The organism is Granulicella aggregans (assembly GCF_025685565.1).
GTDB lineage: Bacteria > Acidobacteriota > Terriglobia > Terriglobales > Acidobacteriaceae > Edaphobacter > Edaphobacter aggregans_B.
On the sequence record NZ_JAGSYE010000001.1, the window covers coordinates 1125186 to 1141590 of the forward strand.

The 16405-nt window shown below is 59.7% G+C and carries 16 protein-coding genes and 1 other RNA gene; 12 read left to right on the forward strand and 5 right to left on the reverse strand.

Features of this window, described 5'->3' with window-relative positions:
* The first annotated feature begins 15 nt into the window (after positions 1-15).
* Positions 16-291 (forward strand): FmdB family zinc ribbon protein, encoded by a 276-nt coding sequence (locus OHL18_RS04555; RefSeq protein ID WP_263373639.1) that lies wholly within the window; start codon positions 16-18, stop codon positions 289-291.
* On the opposite strand, the gene OHL18_RS04560 is transcribed toward OHL18_RS04555, so the two are convergent.
* Positions 275-1255, reverse strand: a complete 981-nt coding sequence (locus OHL18_RS04560; protein ID WP_263373640.1) for an IS1595 family transposase — start codon at positions 1253-1255, stop codon at positions 275-277. The two genes, OHL18_RS04555 and OHL18_RS04560, sit on opposite strands and share 17 nt — an antisense overlap.
* 497 nt (positions 1256-1752) lie before the next feature.
* Between OHL18_RS04560 and OHL18_RS04565 the strand changes: the two genes are divergently transcribed.
* A complete protein-coding gene (locus OHL18_RS04565) occupies positions 1753-2493 on the forward strand; it encodes a hypothetical protein (protein WP_263373641.1) in 741 nt (246 codons plus the stop codon).
* Between the two features lie 36 nt (positions 2494-2529).
* A complete protein-coding gene (locus OHL18_RS04570; protein WP_263373642.1) occupies positions 2530-3705 on the forward strand; it encodes an alpha/beta hydrolase family protein in 1176 nt (391 codons plus the stop codon).
* Here the strand turns inward: OHL18_RS04570 and OHL18_RS04575 are convergent.
* Entirely contained in the window at positions 3690-3821 is a 132-nt protein-coding gene (locus OHL18_RS04575) for a hypothetical protein (protein WP_263373643.1), read from the reverse strand. The genes OHL18_RS04570 and OHL18_RS04575 overlap by 16 nt on opposite strands.
* 153 nt (positions 3822-3974) lie before the next feature.
* Between OHL18_RS04575 and OHL18_RS04580 the strand changes: the two genes are divergently transcribed.
* The 8 genes from OHL18_RS04580 (at position 3975) to OHL18_RS04615 (ending at position 13092) form a co-directional block, all read left to right on the forward strand.
* Complete coding sequence (locus tag OHL18_RS04580; protein WP_263373644.1) at positions 3975-5237, forward strand: serine hydroxymethyltransferase; 1263 nt, start codon at positions 3975-3977, stop codon at positions 5235-5237.
* A gap of 257 nt (positions 5238-5494) precedes the next feature.
* Entirely contained in the window at positions 5495-7252 is a 1758-nt protein-coding gene (locus OHL18_RS04585) for a M20/M25/M40 family metallo-hydrolase (protein ID WP_263373645.1), read from the forward strand.
* Between the two features lie 19 nt (positions 7253-7271).
* Entirely contained in the window at positions 7272-7784 is a 513-nt protein-coding gene (locus OHL18_RS04590) for a DUF4126 domain-containing protein (protein ID WP_263373646.1), read from the forward strand.
* 206 nt (positions 7785-7990) lie between these two features.
* Positions 7991-8176: a hypothetical protein gene (locus tag OHL18_RS04595; protein WP_263373647.1), complete on the forward strand. Its 186-nt coding sequence runs from the start codon at positions 7991-7993 to the stop codon at positions 8174-8176.
* The gene (locus tag OHL18_RS04600; RefSeq protein ID WP_263373648.1) at positions 8173-9165 is read left to right on the forward strand and encodes an SPFH domain-containing protein; all 993 of its coding nucleotides are present in this window, start codon (positions 8173-8175) and stop codon (positions 9163-9165) included. Before OHL18_RS04595 ends, OHL18_RS04600 begins: the two co-directional genes overlap by 4 nt.
* Positions 9166-9289: 124 nt before the next feature.
* Complete coding sequence (locus OHL18_RS04605; RefSeq protein WP_263373649.1) at positions 9290-10285, forward strand: aldo/keto reductase; 996 nt, start codon at positions 9290-9292, stop codon at positions 10283-10285.
* A 78-nt stretch (positions 10286-10363) separates the two neighbouring features.
* Positions 10364-11581, forward strand: coding sequence for a glycosyltransferase (locus OHL18_RS04610; RefSeq protein WP_263373650.1), 1218 nt, complete (start codon positions 10364-10366; stop codon positions 11579-11581).
* Positions 11503-13092: a hypothetical protein gene (locus OHL18_RS04615; RefSeq protein ID WP_263373651.1), complete on the forward strand. Its 1590-nt coding sequence runs from the start codon at positions 11503-11505 to the stop codon at positions 13090-13092. Before OHL18_RS04610 ends, OHL18_RS04615 begins: the two co-directional genes overlap by 79 nt.
* Here the strand turns inward: OHL18_RS04615 and OHL18_RS04620 are convergent.
* The 3 genes from OHL18_RS04620 to rnpB all read right to left on the reverse strand — a co-directional run bounded on the left by OHL18_RS04620 (position 13089) and on the right by rnpB (position 15021).
* Positions 13089-13412 (reverse strand): hypothetical protein, encoded by a 324-nt coding sequence (locus tag OHL18_RS04620; protein WP_263373652.1) that lies wholly within the window; start codon positions 13410-13412, stop codon positions 13089-13091. The two genes, OHL18_RS04615 and OHL18_RS04620, sit on opposite strands and share 4 nt — an antisense overlap.
* Before the next feature lie 121 nt (positions 13413-13533).
* The gene (locus tag OHL18_RS04625; RefSeq protein WP_263373653.1) at positions 13534-14475 is read right to left on the reverse strand and encodes a TlpA disulfide reductase family protein; all 942 of its coding nucleotides are present in this window, start codon (positions 14473-14475) and stop codon (positions 13534-13536) included.
* 83 nt (positions 14476-14558) lie between these two features.
* Positions 14559-15021: RNase P RNA component class A (rnpB, locus tag OHL18_RS04630), an RNA gene on the reverse strand.
* A gap of 90 nt (positions 15022-15111) precedes the next feature.
* Between rnpB and OHL18_RS04635 the strand changes: the two genes are divergently transcribed.
* Positions 15112-16335, forward strand: coding sequence for an ABC transporter permease (locus OHL18_RS04635; RefSeq protein ID WP_263373654.1), 1224 nt, complete (start codon positions 15112-15114; stop codon positions 16333-16335).
* The last annotated feature ends 70 nt before the right edge of the window (positions 16336-16405 follow it).

Below are 16405 nucleotides of genomic sequence, written 5' to 3' on the forward strand. Positions count from 1 at the left end.
AATATACGAGGAGACATGACGCAACAAACGAAACACTACATAGAACTCGCGGACATGATCGCGCTGCGCTGCCAGTGCAAGGAATGCGGCGCTGCATTGACGGTTAAGCTGGGTCCCGTTGCGGGCGACACCCTAGCCAAGTGTCCGCAGTGCCGCAAAGGGTGGGCGGCTGTCGAGAACCATAGCTATCGCGAGGAAATCGCCAATTTTGAGAGTGCCGCGCTTGCGCTCAAGAATGTCCTACCCTTGATGGGTTTCGCGCTAACCTTAGAAATCAAGCCCCAGACCTAGCGGGCACAAGCTGCCGATACATCAGCCGCTTGCCCGGAGCTTTCCGAAGCATCATCACTGACCGCTCGCCGTCGGTGATTTTGCGCGTGTTGTACCTGAAATCAAACTCTGACAAATAGCGGTGTAGGTGCTGACTGCCGACGTGGTGGTAGATACCTGTGATCCCGCGCTTGAGCAGAGAGAAGAAACCTTCGACCGTGTTGGTCGAGATGCAGATACCACGCTCATACCGCCCGTACTCTTCCGACCTGTGATTGACTTGATCGTGCTTGCGCGGATGGATCGCACCATGTAGAACCGTGCCGCTATCGGTCATAATCCGCGCCCCGGCCTCTACGTTTAGCGAGATGATGGGCCGGAGATTCGCAGCAGTGACGCGCTGGACGTGGTGGGATCGCACATCGCCATTACGTTGCAGCATAGAGAACACTGCCTTTTTATCTGCTACCGGCCCGAGATAGTCCTTCTCGCGAGCCCCTATCTTCGTTGCCTGTGTCTTCCGTTTTGAGGCGCGGCGCTTGCCGCCGATGTACGTTTCGTCCATCTCCACCACTCCCGATAGCATCGCGGCCATCGGCTCTTGAGTGACCGCATACCGGAGTCTATGCACCATGAACCACGCGGACTTGTACGTAACGCCCAACATCCTGTGTAGCTGGTGAGCACTCATTCCCTTCTTACTCGCGCAAAGAAGGTGAATGGCCATCAGCCAGGTATTGAGCGGGATGTGCGAGTCCTCAAAGATTGTTCCCTTCGTGACCGTGAATTGCTTGCGGCACCCTTTGCACTTCCAGACTCCGGCCCTAACGGGTGACTTGGAGTCTGGTTTTGCTTTTAGGCGGTACGCTTCGCCAACCAGTCCACAAAATGGACAAACTACGCCATCCGGCCAACACTGTTTCTCAAAGAACAGCCGCGCGGCATCAGGATCGGAGTACAGATTCGCTATGGAGTTGAGATTCATGTCCGCTGATTCCCTCAGTCCGCGAGAGTTGTTGTACGCAACGCCGCTAACAATTGAACGGTTGTTATCTCGGTGGCCTGATCGCCTTCGGGATTTCCAAACGTGGCACGAAATTGGTTACGGACGGCATCTTTGTACTTCGACGCGGCGCACAACTCCCGTACCCGTCCGAGCTGCTTATCTTCTTCTAGCAATCGCCGCATTACGAGATGCTCAAGGCAAATTGCCTCTAGAGTGCGAAGTAGTTCTTCCATGTCCTTATTGCCCCCCATTCAATATGCCGCTAACCGAAGACCTTCCAGCCCCGCAAATTACTGAATGCAATAGTGCCGTAATCGCTTTGGGTTTGTCAAAGGTATAAGTCCCATTTATTTCAAAATGGGAATGCCTGGGGCAAAATAGAGGCAAAATTCTCCCGATTTAGTTGCAGATTGCAATGTTTTCGGCGATGATGCTTGAATTTACTTCTTGCAGGCATGGTGAGGAACTCCCAAGGAATGAATTTTCAGGATCTTCACGAGTGTCTGCGTCTCGAACTCGTTCGTCGCATCGAGGAGGGCGATCTCACAGGCACGCGCATTGCAGCTCAGGCTGGGTTTCGACAGGGCCATGTATCCAATTTCTTGAACAGGAAGAGGGCTCTGTCCTTGGAGGGGCTGGACCGGGTGCTGGCGGCGCAGGGGCTGACCATTGAGGATATTTTGCCGGTACAGATCTCTGCGGAAGGCAATGCCGGAGAAGTTGGCGATGAACTGAGATCGCGGCCTGCACAGGTGGAACAGGTGGCGATGGTGCCGCTGGTCTCGATGTCAGCGGCAGCCGAGGAGGCCCAGATTCGCGTGGCGAGCGTGATCGAGGAAGTGCCGGTGACGGCGGCGCGGCTCTCGGATCAGAGGGACAGGGCGTCGCGCCGTGTGGCCGGATGGCAGAGGTTTGTCGCGGTACGATGCGACAGTCAGCAGGCCTCGGCCATGGTGCCGCTGCTGGCGGCAGGAAGCATCGCCGTCATCGACCGCCATTACAACTCGCTGGCACCGTACCACGCTGACCAGCCGATGTTGTTGGCGGTTCGCTATGGGGCTGGGCTCCTGCTGCGACACGTGGAGCTCGATGATGCGCGGTTGATCCTGCGCCCGGCTGCGATCGATTGTCCCGTACATCTGGTGGCAGTGGCGGAGGACCGGTTGCCGTCGGATTACGTGGTGGGCCGGGTGTGCATGATCTTTCACGGTCTTTGAACTTGGGCAGAGTAGGCCGGTTGGTAGACTGGAGGTATGCTTGGCCGCCTGTACGAGAAGTGGATGTTTGCCTGGGAGACCGCGCTTACAACGAGAGATACGAACCGCATTGTGAGGCCGCTGGAGTGGGGCTTCGACTGGCTGGGGGAGTTCGCGCCCGAGCCTCCTGCCGGGTCGCAGGAGACGGACCTGGAGCGGATGGTCCGGATCAACGAAGACATTGTTGTCCGATCCGACGAGTTCTTTAGCTATAAGACGCCGACAGATTTTCGGCTGGAGGAGCGGCATCCGTTGCTGTTTCCGACCAATGTAAGGCCGGAGACGTTGGCCGAAGAGGCCGAGATGCGGCGGCGAGCGGCGACCGGTGAGACGCCGAAGGTGGAGTTTCTCCGGTTTACGTCGCCAGTGGCTTCGAAGTATCCCGAGAATGATGTAGTGAATGCGCGCTGGTATCCGGCGGCGGCTTCAGCGAAGAAGGGCAAGCCGAAGCAGGCGATGATCGTGATGCCCCAGTGGAACGCGGACGCCTTCAGCCACAATGCGCTGTGTACGCTGTTCAATCGGTCGGGGATCTCGGCGCTGCGGCTGTCGAAGCCGTATCACGACATTCGCAGGCCGGCGGAGCTGGAGCGGTCGGACTACGCGGTGAGTTCGAATATTGGCAGGACGGCAGCGGCGTGTCAGCAGGCGGTCGTGGACATTCGGAGCTGCATCGATTGGCTGGAATCGCAGGGATATGAGGACTTTGGCGTGCTGGGGACGAGCCTGGGCTCCTGCTACGCTTTTATCGCGGCGGCGCACGATCCGCGACTGAAGGTCTGCGCGTTCAATCACGCTTCGACGAACTTCGGGGATGTGGTGTGGACGGGGCAGAGCACGCGGCATATTCGCGCGGCGTTCGAGCAAGCGGGACTATCGCGGGAGGACGTGAGCCAGGTCTTCAAGGCGGTCAGTCCATCGTTTTACATGGAGAAGTTCGCGGCGCATCCGAAGCGGGTGCTGGTGGTCCATGCCACGTACGACCTGACTTTCCTGCGGGAGTTTTCGCTGGAGGTCCTGGCGAGCTTCAAGAAGCACAGCGTGGACTTTGTCTCGAAGGTGCTGCCTTGCGGCCACTACACAACTGGCGAGACGCCGTACAAGTTTCTGGATGGCTGGTACCTGGGCACCTTCGTGCACCGGGCGTTTCGCAAGCTTCACTCCGTCGGCTGAGTGCCGATCAGGGAGGACTCCATCTGCAACTCATCCGGTTCCGAGTAGGTGGGGCGCGCCGTGATGAGCGAGGGGACGAGAATAACTCCGAGTATGGCGGATGCGATCAAGATCATTTCCTGGCTCATGGCAGACCCTTTCGGTGAAGGCGGTAGTGGTTCAGTTCAGCTTAGTGATGATGATCCAGGTTCCTTTTGGGTGCCATAACACTTTGGTCGAATAGCACCGGCCGTGTGGGGGATTCTTGTTGGGTCGCGTAAAATCCAGGTATGCCCTTCGACTTTTCGCAGACACTTTTGGCCTCCGATCCTGAGGTTGCGCAGCAGGTAAAGAACGAGATCTCCCGCCAGCACGAAGGCCTGGAGATGATTGCCTCGGAGAACTTCGTGAGCCGCGCTGTGCTCGAGGCGGTGGGGACGGTCTTCACCAACAAGTACGCCGAGGGCTATCCGGGCAAGCGGTACTACGGTGGCTGCGAGTTTGCGGACGTCGTCGAGAACCTGGCGCGCGACCGGGCGAAGGAGATCTTCGGCGCGGACCACGCGAACGTGCAGCCGCACTCGGGTTCGCAGGCGAATGCTGCAGTGTTTATGACGCTGCTGCAGCCGGGAGACACGATCCTCGGGCTCGACCTGGCGCATGGCGGTCACCTGACGCATGGGCACAAGCTGAACTTTTCGGGCAAGCTGTATCGCATCGTTGGCTATAAGGTGCGGCAGGATACGGAGACGGTCGACTACGACGAGCTTGAGGCGCTGGCGATTGCGGAGAAGCCGAAGCTGATCATCGGCGGCGGCAGCGCCTATCCGAGGATCTTCGACTTTGCGCGGATGCGGGAGATTGCAGACAAGGTCGGCGCGTACTTCATGGTCGATATGGCGCACTTCGCTGGACTGGTAGCGGGCGGAGCGCATCCCTCGCCCATCCCGCATGCGCACGTGGTGACGACGACGACGCACAAGACGCTGCGTGGGCCGCGTGGAGGCTTGATTCTGTGTAAGCAGGAGTTCGCGGCGGGGATCGACCGCAGCGTCTTCCCTGGGCAGCAGGGCGGACCTCTGGTGCATGTGATCGCGGGTAAAGCGGTCGCGTTCAAGGAAGCGCTACAGCCGGAGTTCAAGGCCTACGCGCATCAGGTTGTGGCGAATGCGAAGGTGCTGGCAGAGGCGGTTGCGGGCGAGGGGTATCGCGTGATCTCAGGTGGCACGGACACGCATGTGATGCTGATCGACGTCTTCCAGAAGGGGATTCTGGGCAGCGAGGCGGAGAATGCCTTGCACGCGGCGGGGATTACGGTGAACAAGAACGCGATTCCGTATGACACGAATCCTCCGATGAAGCCGAGCGGGATTCGCATCGGAACTCCGGCGCTGACGACGCGCGGGATGAAGGAGCCGGAGATGAAGGTGGTCGCGGGATGGATTGCGCGGGCATTGGAGAGCCGGGCCGATGAGGGTGCGCTGGCGAAGATTCGCGGCGAGGTGCTGGAGATGGCGGAGAGGTTTCCGCTGTATGGTTGGCTACGGCAATAAAGTCGAAGAGCGCCCTTCGCGGGCGGCGGTCACTTCGGCACTTCATGCGGTATTGGGCTTCGCCGGGTGCTCCCGTGGGTCGCAAGATAGTGTTCGTGCCGACCAACGGGAGGACTACGCAACGCGGTATACAAGTCACGAAGTGACCGCTCCGCGCGCAGCGGGCCCGTCCGGCAGGACATTTGCTTCAAGTTACCAAACAGTTTCTACGAAATGGGAGCATCATCCGACCGCGCCCGTGATGTAACGTGAAACCCATGGCTTCTGAGGGATTCAGGGTGCAGCGAGGCGCGGTTGGGCGTTTGAAGACGGGTATCGCCGGGATGATGGTCGGGCTCTGCGTGGCGTGCCCCGGGCAGAGTGGGCCAGCGGACAACGGCATTCCAGCCAAAGAGATGAAGGGCTTCAGCGCGATCAGTGAAGCAAATCTCCATAAGAATTTGAGTTATATCGCTTCGGACAAGCTGGCGGGAAGGCTGAGTCTTCGACCGGGAGATGATGCGGCGATCGAGTGGGTGGCCGATCAGTTTGAGAAGGCAGGGCTTACCCCGGCGGCGGTGGCTCCGGATGGTAAGGCGAGCTATCTGCAGGCAGTGCCGCTGGTGGAGTACAAGCCGGACCGGGCGGCGTTGCGGGTGACGCTGACGCGGGGCGGGGCGGCTACGGTCTTTCAAGCGCCGCAGGTAGTTGGCGCGTACAAAGACGATATCGACCTGACCGCGCCCTTGGTGTTTGCCGGATACGGCATTACTGCGCCGGAGCTGGGCTATGACGACTACAAGAGCATTGACGCGAAGGGGAAGATCGTTCTGATCTTCGATCACGAACCACAGGAGGACGATCCCAAATCCATCTTCAACGGCACGGGGAATACTCGCTATGCGACGACCCGGGTGAAGCTGCTCAACGCGCAGGCGCATGGAGCTGTAGCGGTGCTTATTGTCGCGGAGCCGAACCGGAAGCACCTTACGAACGCGGAGCGCTCGGCGAAGATCTATGTGGGTGGCACGGTCAGGACGACTCCGTTGCCGGTTCAGGCGCTGAGGGATGATGAGTTGCATATTCCGGGGCTGACGGTGGTCGATGCGGTGGCCGCGAAGTTGTTGGAGACGGCAGGCGCGGTGCCGTCGAAGCTGCAGGCGGATATCGACAAAGACCTGACGCCGCAGTCGCGGGCGCTGACGGACACATCGGTCGCGATTCACATGAAGAACGAGTCGCGGATGACGGGGACCTCGTGGAATGTGGCGGGATTGCTGGAAGGGAGCGATCCGGAGCTTATGGCGGAGACGATTTTAATCTCGGCGCATCACGATCACGATGGAGAGAGCCCGAAAGCCGGGACGGAGCCTGATCTCTATGGCCGGCAGCCGATGGACATCTGGCACGGCGCGGACGATAACGGATCGGGCACGGTGGGCGTGGTGGAGCTGGCGCAGGCTTTTGCAGCGAACAAGGCCAAGCCGAGGCGGTCGATTCTGTTTGTGGTCTTTGCGAGCGAGGAGCGCGGGCTGCTGGGATCGTACTGGATGGCCGCGCACCCGTTGAGGCGGCTGCCGACGACGGTGGCGATGATCAACTTCGACATGATCGGACGGAACGAGACTGCCAGTCCACAGACGGATGGACTGATCACGATTCCGGCGGACACGACCAACCGGCTGAACCTGATTGGGGCACTGTATAGTCCTGACTACGACAATGTCGTAAAAGAGGAGAACAAAAATATTGGGCTGGTGTTAGACGACAGGTTCGACCATGAGAGCGCATTGAACGTCTTCTTTCGTAGCGACCAGTTTCCGTTCGTTTTGAAGGACATTCCGGCGTTCTGGTGGTTCACTGGATTCCACCCGGATTATCACCACACGACCGATACCGCCGACAAGATCAACTATGTGAAGATGGCGAAGATACTTCGGCTGGCATACCTTACGGCGTGGCACTTTGGAGATGCGGACGTAGACCCGGTGTTTGTGGCGAACCCGGGGAACACGCAGAGCAGCGGAAGGCAGTAGAAGGTATTGGAGAGTCACAATGACGATGGCTGTACTGTCCTGGGTGCTGGCTATCCCGCTGCTTGGAGTGATGACTGGGCTGCGGACGATGACACCGATCGCGGTGATGTGCTGGTTTGCCTACCTTGGTCAGGCTGGAAGCCAGGACCAGGGCGATCTGCCGGTAGCTGGGACGTGGGCCTTTTGGACCGCGAAGCTCGTGACGGTCGTGATCTTCACGCTGTTTGCGCTGGGAGAGTACGTCGGTGACAAGCTGCCGATGACGCCGAACCGCATTGCGCCGGGACCGCTTGGAGCGCGGATCGTCTTTGGCGGTCTGGTCGGGGCGATCGCGGCGACGGCGATGGGCGGCTCGGTGGTCGAAGGGATCATTCTCGGTTCGCTCGGTGCCTTTGTGGGTGCCTTTGTGGGATATCACGTGCGAAAGCACCTGGTGGAGATTTCAGGCCGTCCGGACTGGAACGTGGCTTTGCTGGAAGATGTCTCGGCGCTGCTGCTCTCGATCTTTGCGCTGGGGATTATTACGGGATAGTTTGGGACGAGCTGCGGGAAGGTCTTGCGATCCCACCCATCGCGAAAGACAGGAGCGCGATGGATGGGGCACCCCGACTTGGGTGCCTGTCTCTCGATGCTCGGATGCCTATAGGCCTCATCGTTCTTACGGTTTCTTTACGGATAGCGGAGTAGCCTTGCATTCGTAGCATGGTTATTGGGCCTGCAAGTAAGGCCGAGGCACCTGTGAAGCTGTTCTGGAAGTCGATCCTTTCTGTAGTGGTCGCGATGCTGTTGTTCGAAGGCATGGTGACTGCATTCCACCTCCTCAATCTGCCGAGTACCCTGGCTGTCGTTGCGGGTTTGTGCCTGCTGCTTTTGCTGGCAGCGGGTGGCGTTGTCGCGTTTCGTTTCATTTGGAGGAGGCTATGAGTATCTTTGGCGAAGTGATGAACCCTGGTTCAAGTCGCGGCGGCGGCCGCAACTTCGAGGACCAGGAGAAGAATGTGGCCCGGTTGATCAAGCTGGCTGGTGTCGGCGTCGTCCTGCTGATTGTGGCGTTTCTCTTCTTCAACTATGTCGCCGCGATCACACGGATTGGCGCGGGATATGTTGGCGTGGAGGTCGTGTTGAGCGGCTCGCAGCGCGGGCCGGCGGAGATTCCGATCCGCACCGGATGGGTCTTCTACAGCCCGTTGCGGTCGCAGATCATCGAGTTCCCGACGTTTGTGCAGACGGTGAAGTGGACGCGCGACCTGAACGAGGGCCGGGCGGCAAACGAGCAGATGAGCTTCAACTCGAAGGAAGGCATGGAGATCTACTCGGATGTGTCACTGAGTTACGCCATCGAACCGCGGCGCGTGCCGGAGTTCTATGTGAAGTACCGGGTCAGCGATCTCGATACGTTCACGCATGGCATCCTACGCGACGTGGTGCGCAACAGCCTGAACGAGGTGGCTTCGACCTACAGCGTGGAGCAGATCTACGGCGAGCAGAAGGCGGAGTTCCTGAACAAGGTGCAGGCGCAGATTCAGGCGAAGATGGAGCCGGTCGGCGTCGGCATTCAGCAGTTCGGTTTCATCGGAGCGCCGCGTGTGCCCGATGTGATTGCGGCTGCGATCACGGGCAAGGCGCAGGCGATCCAGGATGCGGAGCGCGCTCGGAACGAGCTGGCCAAGACGCAGGCGGAGGCGGCGAAGACGGTCGCAGAAGCGGAAGGTGAGGCCAAGGCCGCAGTTACGCGGGCGAACGGCGAGGCGGAGGCAAACAAGATCCGCCAGACGTCGCTGACGCCACAGCTTCTGGAGCTCCGGAAGATTGAGAACCAGAAGGCGCTGATCGATCGGTGGAATGGCCAGTTGCCGACAGTGCAGACGGGGAATGGCGGCTTGCTGATGGAGCTGCCGAAGCCGGTGCAGTAATCGTTTGAGTAAGACTGGGGGCGCGGCTGAGAGGCTGCGCCCCTTTTTCTTTTCATCGTCTATAGGGTGGATGAATTGCATCTTCCGGGCTACGAAAGGCGTCAGCTGATAAGAGGAGATTTCGATGGAGTATGTGAATCTTGGCAGGACGGGTCTGAAGGTCTCGAGGATCTCGCTTGGCTGCATGAGCTATGGCGCGCCGGTTGAAGTCCCGACACCGGGGAGCCATGCATGGACGCTGAATGAGGAGCAGAGCCAGCCGTTTCTGAAGCAGGCGCTTGATCTGGGGATCAACTTCTTCGATACGGCGAATGTGTACTCGCGAGGCAAGAGTGAAGAGGTGCTGGGACGCTTTTTGAAAGGGAACGTTCGGCGCGAAGCGGTGGTGATCGCAACCAAAGTGCATAGCCCGATGCGCGAGGAGCCGAATGGAAAAGGGCTGTCGCGACAGGCGATTCTGCATGAGCTCGACGCGAGTTTGCGACGGCTGCAGACGGATTACGTCGATCTTTATCAGATCCATCGCTGGGACTATGAGACGCCGATCGAGGAGACGCTCGAGGCGCTTCACGACGTCGTGAAAGCGGGGAAGGTGCGGTACATCGGAGCGTCGTCGATGTTTGCGTGGCAGTTCACCAAGGCGCTCTACCTGGCCGACCTGCACGGATGGACGCGGTTTGTGACGATGCAGAACCACTACAACCTGCTGTACCGCGAGGAAGAGCGCGAGATGATGGGCGTGTGCGCGGACCAGGGGATTGGCGTCCTGCCGTGGAGTCCGCTGGCGCGAGGGCGACTGGCGCGGCCGTGGAAGTCGGAGTCGACCAAGCGGCTGGAGACGGACAAGTTTGGCAGCACGATGTATGGCGCGACGGAGAAGTCCGATGAGGCGGTGGTGAACGAGCTGGAGAAGATCGCCTCGGCACGCGGCGTCTCCATGGCCACGGCGGCCATGGCGTGGCTGCTATCGAAGCCAGGAGTGACAGCACCGATCGTGGGAGCCACAAAGCTGCATCATCTGGACGATGCAGTGGCCGCGTTGGGTGTAAAACTTACGGAAGACGAGATTGCGAAGCTGGAAGCTCCGTATGTTCCGCATCCGACGCTGGGTTTCAGCTAGGCGCATCGGCCTACGTCAGATGGTCGGGCTTTCCGTTCCGGCGGGGTGATCGTCTAAACAATGAGGGCTTCTGTGTAGATGATGAATCACCCGATCGAGTCCAACCCGCGCGCCCTTGCGACAGGACTCCATGCTAAGGCTTTAGAGCGACGACTCGATCTGGCGGTGGTGGTTCCTACCTTCAACGAGCGCGAGAATGTTCCCTTGCTCATCTCCGCGCTGCGCGAGGCACTGGGTGATCTGCGCTGGGAGATTGTCTTTGTCGATGATGATTCACCAGACGGCACCGGTGAGATCATCGACAAGTTTGCGAGACGAGACGGGGCTATTCGCCTTCTGCGGCGCGTGGGACGGCGGGGACTTTCGTCGGCGTGCATTGAGGGCGCGCTCGCGACCTCCGCCAGCGTGATCGCGGTGATGGACGCGGACATGCAGCATGATGAGCGCGTCCTTCCTCTGATGCTGGCGCGGTTGCGTGAAGAGGGCATCGACGTTGTGGTGGGAACGCGCAACGCGCAGGGCGGAAGCATGGGTGAGTTCTCCGCTCGGAGACGGCTGCTGAGTGGTATGGGGCAGAGGATCAGCTCAGCGGTGTGCCGGTGCGAGCTGAGCGATCCGATGAGCGGATTCTTTCTCTTCCGGCGCAGCTTCTTTCTTGAAGTGGTGCACCGGTTGCATGGTGGGGGCTTCAAGATCCTTGTGGATATGCTGGCGTCAAGCAAGAGGCCGGTGCGGCTGGCAGAGGTCGGCTACCAGTTTCGCGGAAGGGTGCATGGCGAGAGCAAGCTGGACCTGAACAATGGGATTGAGCTTCTGTTTCTAGTCGCGAGCAAGCTGACGGGCGATGTGATTCCATCGCGGTTCGCGGTGTTTTCGCTGGTGGGTGCTGTGGGTCTCATCACACACATGCTGTGCCTGGGGCTGCTCCTGCGCAGGCTGCACTGGAGCTTCAATGAGGCGCAGGGTGTCGCGGCGTTTGTCGCGATGACGGAGAACTTCTTCGTCAACAACCTGATCACTTACCGCGACAACAGCCTGCGTGGTTCACGTCTGGTGACGGGGTTGCTGTCGTTCTGGCTAGCGTGTTCGTTTGGAGCGTGGGCGAATGTGAGTTTTGCGCGGTCGCTGCTGCAGTCGGGGATGCCGTGGATCGCGGCGGGGGCTGCCGGGATTGTGCTGGGGTCGGTCTGGAACTACACGGTAAGCAGCCTGTTTACATGGCAGACGCCACGCCACTCGGCGGATCTAGTAGCGTCACAGGAGCGGCCACAGCCGGACGCCGAGACGTATCGTTGACGACCGGCAGCGATACGTCGGAACTCGAGATAGCGGAGACGCGGCAGTGGAGTGGGGCGGCTGCGTGGGCTGTTTGTCTTGCGATGACGCTGCTGGCTTTGGCTGTGCCTTTCCTGCGGGCGTTTTATCGTGTTGAGATCGATTACAACGAGGGTTGGAACATCTATAACGCCGCGACAGTGACGGTGCATAAATGGCTGTATCCGGCAAAGTATGGGTGGACTTCGGTGAACTACCCGATGCTCTCGTTCGTCATCATGGCGCAACTGCACCGGCTCACTCACGAGTACCTGTTTACGGCGAGGGTTGTGTCGTTGCTGAGCCTGCCGGCAAGTGGAGCGCTGGTAGCGGCGATCGTGCATCGCCTCACGCGCAAAGGCTGGCGCAGGCCGGTGTTGGCAGGGATCTTCGTGGTTGCGGCTTTCAGTGCGAATGCGGACTACTACGTAGGCATGGACGACCCGCAGATGCTGGCGCAGGTGTTCTTCCTGGCAGGTCTGTATGTTTATGTCTCGGCGCGTGATCGTCTTCCGGTGATCTTCTGCGCGGCGCTGCTCTTCGTGGTGGGCGGGTTCATCAAGCACAACCCCATCGACTTTCCGCTGGCGGTGCTGATCGATCTTCTGCTGATCTCGAGATGGCGCGCGGCGTGGTTCAGCCTATGTGGGCTGGTGCTGCTGGTGGTCGGCCTGACGTTGAATGTCCATTACGGCGGCCCGGATTTCATCGACCAGTTGCTTGCGTCGAGGAGCTACTCGTGGACCAAGGCGGCGCTGCAGTTGCGCAATGTGCTGGGGCCGATTCTGCTGCCGGTTGGAATTGCGGTTTACATGGCGTGGCGGCTTCGCGGCGACCGGGTGCGGAGGATTGCGGCAATCTTCCTTGCGGTAAGCGTGCTTCTTGGCGGGTACTTTGGTGGAGGCAATGGTGTCTCGGTGAACGCGCTGTTCAGCGCGATGCTGGCGGTGGCGATTCTGCTCGGCCTTTTCCTCGCGGAGGAGATGAGCCCAACGCGGCGTACCCGGTTTGTGCTGCGGCCGGCTGTCGAGGCGGCGGTCTTTCTGTGGCTGCTGATTCCGCTGGCTATCTCGGGGAACTGGGATGTCGTGGGAGTGATGCGGGAGACGCGTGCGGCGCAGGCGCGATTCGACGACGAAGTAAAAGCGATGGCGGCTCAGCCGGGGCCGGCTCTGTGCGAGAGCCTGCTGCGTTGCTATGCCGCTGGAAAGCTGTATCTCTACGATCCGTTTAATGCGACGCGTCTGGTGGAGCTTGGAAAGCTTGACCAGACGGAGGTGTTGCGATCCATTGAAGAGCGCAGGTTTGGGGTGATTCAGCTTGATGTTCCGCTGGGAGACGAAAGGCGCATCGATCAGATCGATCCGGCGCTACGGGAGCGCTTTACGCCCGAGATGCTGCGGGAGATTCATCGGAGCTACGTTCTGGGGATGCAGAATGCCGACGTGGCGCTTTATCTTCCGGCGAGCAAACAGAGCGGGCACCGACCCTAAGCGGAGAGTCCGTTGTGCAGGACGCTGACGGCCTTGTGTGCTGCGTAGAGCACGCCGAGGATGGCGGCAGAGGGTAGCGTCGAGATCGCAAATTTGGCCAGGTTGTCGTCGTAGGACCAGAGCTTCAGGTCGTACTTTTCGAAGAGTTCGTCGCGCTTGATGCCCCTGGCGATCATCACCGAGGAGACGAAAGACGATACGGCCAGCAGGACACTCTCGGCAGCTCCGCTGCGGACGCGGCCGATGTGGTAGTACTCGTGGGCGGTGTGTGCCGATTCTCCGGCAAAAGTGGTTCCATGGGACACAGATTCAAGGTGCATGATTGCCCTCCGCGGTGTTCTCGAGCGTCTTTACTATGCGCCCTTTTTCCGCAACATCAGAATCCTCTAATTTTGCAAGATTGCCTATGACCTTCTCAGTTACCTAAGTACAACTGATGGGTTATAGCTTGATCCCCGCCTGTTGAAGCATGGCAAGAAATTGGCCCTGCGTCCTCATGTCGATAGACTGAGCGGCGACCTTACCCGTTCGATCGAAGATGAAGGTCTTGGGGATGCCCTCGACGTGAAATTTCTTCGCAGTCGTACCGTCCGGGTCGAGGAGGATCGGGTAGTTGATGTTGTGGGATGAGACATATGCAGCCACTTTGGCGTGGTCGTCTTCGTCCGAGAGCGACAGCACAACGAGGCCCTGCTTGGCGAAGCGGTGAGCGAGGGTATCGAGATCCGGCATCTCCTTGCGGCAGGGCGGGCACCAGGTCGCCCAGAAATTCACGAGGACGATCTTGCCGCGGAGAGAGGAAAGTGTCCATGACTTTCCTGAGAGATCGGTTAGAGTGAAGTCGGCTTTTTCCACTTCGGCTTCGTCGGCGATGAGGATGGCCTTCGCGCGATCGAACTCCGGGTCGTTCAAAGTGGAGGTGACGTGCTCGTAGCGCACCAGCTTGGCGAGTTGAAGGTATGGGCTGGCGGGACGGCTGGAGTCGCCGGTTGCGGGAGCGATGGGGCTTTGCGTCAGTGCGAGGGTCAGTGTGTCGGCGACAGCTTGCAGCGACGCGTGGCCGAAGTCTCCCTCGGTCGACAGGTTGGAGAGGCTGGTGGCCAGACGGAGCTTATTGTTGCCGCCGGGAAGGGCGGCGATCTCGACGGCGATGGCGCTGGTCTTGGCGCCGCGTTCGGAGTCTGGCGTGGAGCGGAGGGTCTTGATCTCGGCGATGATGGTGGATTCGGCGGGAGTATAGACAGGCTTGCTCGCAGCCTTGGCGGCTGACTGGTTCTGGGCCTTCTCCTGCGTCTGGGCAGAGGCCTGGGCCGTGGCGTGAAGACTGGTGCCAAAGCAGAGAACAAGCGCTGAAACAGATAGGGTGGCTCGGCTGAATCGCATGAGAGTCCTCAGAGGTGTCTGCTTAGGATAACCGGCAAAATGAAAGACGCCCCGGAGGTCGGTTAAGACCCACCGGGGCGACGGTTTGCAGACGGCCCGTAAGCCGAATTCTGTTCTAGACGATCATTCCTCTACGCGACGCATTACTGCGGCGCTTTAGCAACCTACCCGCAGGTTCCGGCTGCCTTCTTGCGAAGGCTCTCTCGGCCTGGGCGCATCGGGCCAATGCGCTTGCTGCCCGCTCGAGAGTGCGGGGCAACATCCCTGCCTATTTGGTCTTGCTCCGTGTGGGGTTTACCAAGCGTTCCTGCTTACGCAGGAACCGGTGCGCTCTTACCGCACCTTTTCACCCTTACCGGGCTTTTGTCTTTCGACGCCAGCCTGGCGGTTCGTTCTCTGTTGCACTGGCCGTCCAGAGGTCTTGAAACCTCCGTCCCGGACGTTATCCGGCACACTGCCCTGCGGAGTTCGGACTTTCCTCCCCCGCCAAACGATCCGCATCAAGAAACACGGTCCGAAGGCGGCAGCGATCATCCAGCCGTCTGCTGCTCTAGTGTATCGCGCCAGGAATCGATTCCCGCGCACTTTTTGAACCGGACTGATAGGCTTCTCGTACGGAATTACAGGGAATCCCGAATGGAATTCAAAGAGGCGGTAAAGATCGCGCTGCAGTCGCTATGGGCGAACAAACTGCGCTCCGTGCTGACGCTGCTAGGCGTGGTGATCGGCGTGGCCAGCGTGATCGCGGTGGTGACGCTGGTGAACGGCGCGAATACCTACGTCGCGACGAAGTTCTCGAGTTATGGCGCGGATGTCTTTACCGTTTCCAAGATGCCGCAGTTCATTACCTCAGCCGAGGACTACGAGCGGTTTCAGCGGCGTAAGGACATCCTGTTTCCCGACTACCAGTACATCGTAGACAACTGCCATCGCTGCGTGGGGATCGGAGCGCAGCAGGCGACGGTGGGCAAGATCGTGCGTGGGACGGAGTCGGTGACCGATTCGAGCATTCGCGGCTACACGTGGCAGATGCCTTCGCTGCAAAACCTGAACATCATGGAAGGGCGGGGCTTTACCGAGGCCGATGAAGAGCATGCGTCGCACGTGGCGATCATTGGGACGGACATCCAGGACCATCTCTTCCAGGGGATCGATCCGATCGGCCAGGAGTTACGGGTGGACGGCGAAAACTACACGGTGATTGGCATTAGCGAGAAGCAGGGAAGCACCTTTGGGGCGAGCCAGGACAACTGGGTTGCGGTGCCTCTGACTACGTACCAGAAGAGCTATGGCACCGCGAAGACGTTGACGATCTACGTGAAGGCGGGCGAGGCCGGGCCGAGGCTTGAAGCCGCGGCGGACGAGGTTCGAGTGCTGGTGAGGTCGCGCCGGCATGACGCGCCGGGAGTGCCCGACTCTTTCGAGCTCGATACCAACAGTACGTTGGTGGGCTTCTTCGGGACGATCACGGCGATCTTCGGGAGTGTTGCTGGAGGACTGGCGCTGCTTGCGCTGATTGTGGGCGGCATTGTGATTATGAACATCATGTTGGTCAGCGTGACGGAGCGAACCCGCGAGATTGGAATCCGCAAGGCGCTGGGAGCGAAACCGAACGACATTTTGCTGCAGTTTTTGATCGAGTCGGCGACGATGGCGCTGGTTGGCGGTGTCTTCGGAGTGGTCGGAGGTGTGCTGGTCGCGGAGGTCGTGACCCTGGTGGCCGGGTTCCCCTCGACGATCGCGCCGTGGAGCGTTTTGATGGGGCTGCTGATGGCGACGTCTACCGGTATCTTCTTCGGAGTGTATCCGGCACGCAAAGCGGCGCTGCTGGATCCGATTGTGGCTTTGAGAGCGGATTAGAACGAGGGTCTAGGGAATAGGATGTAGAAAGGCTTTTCTACACCCTGAATCCTATCCCCACACCCTGCAT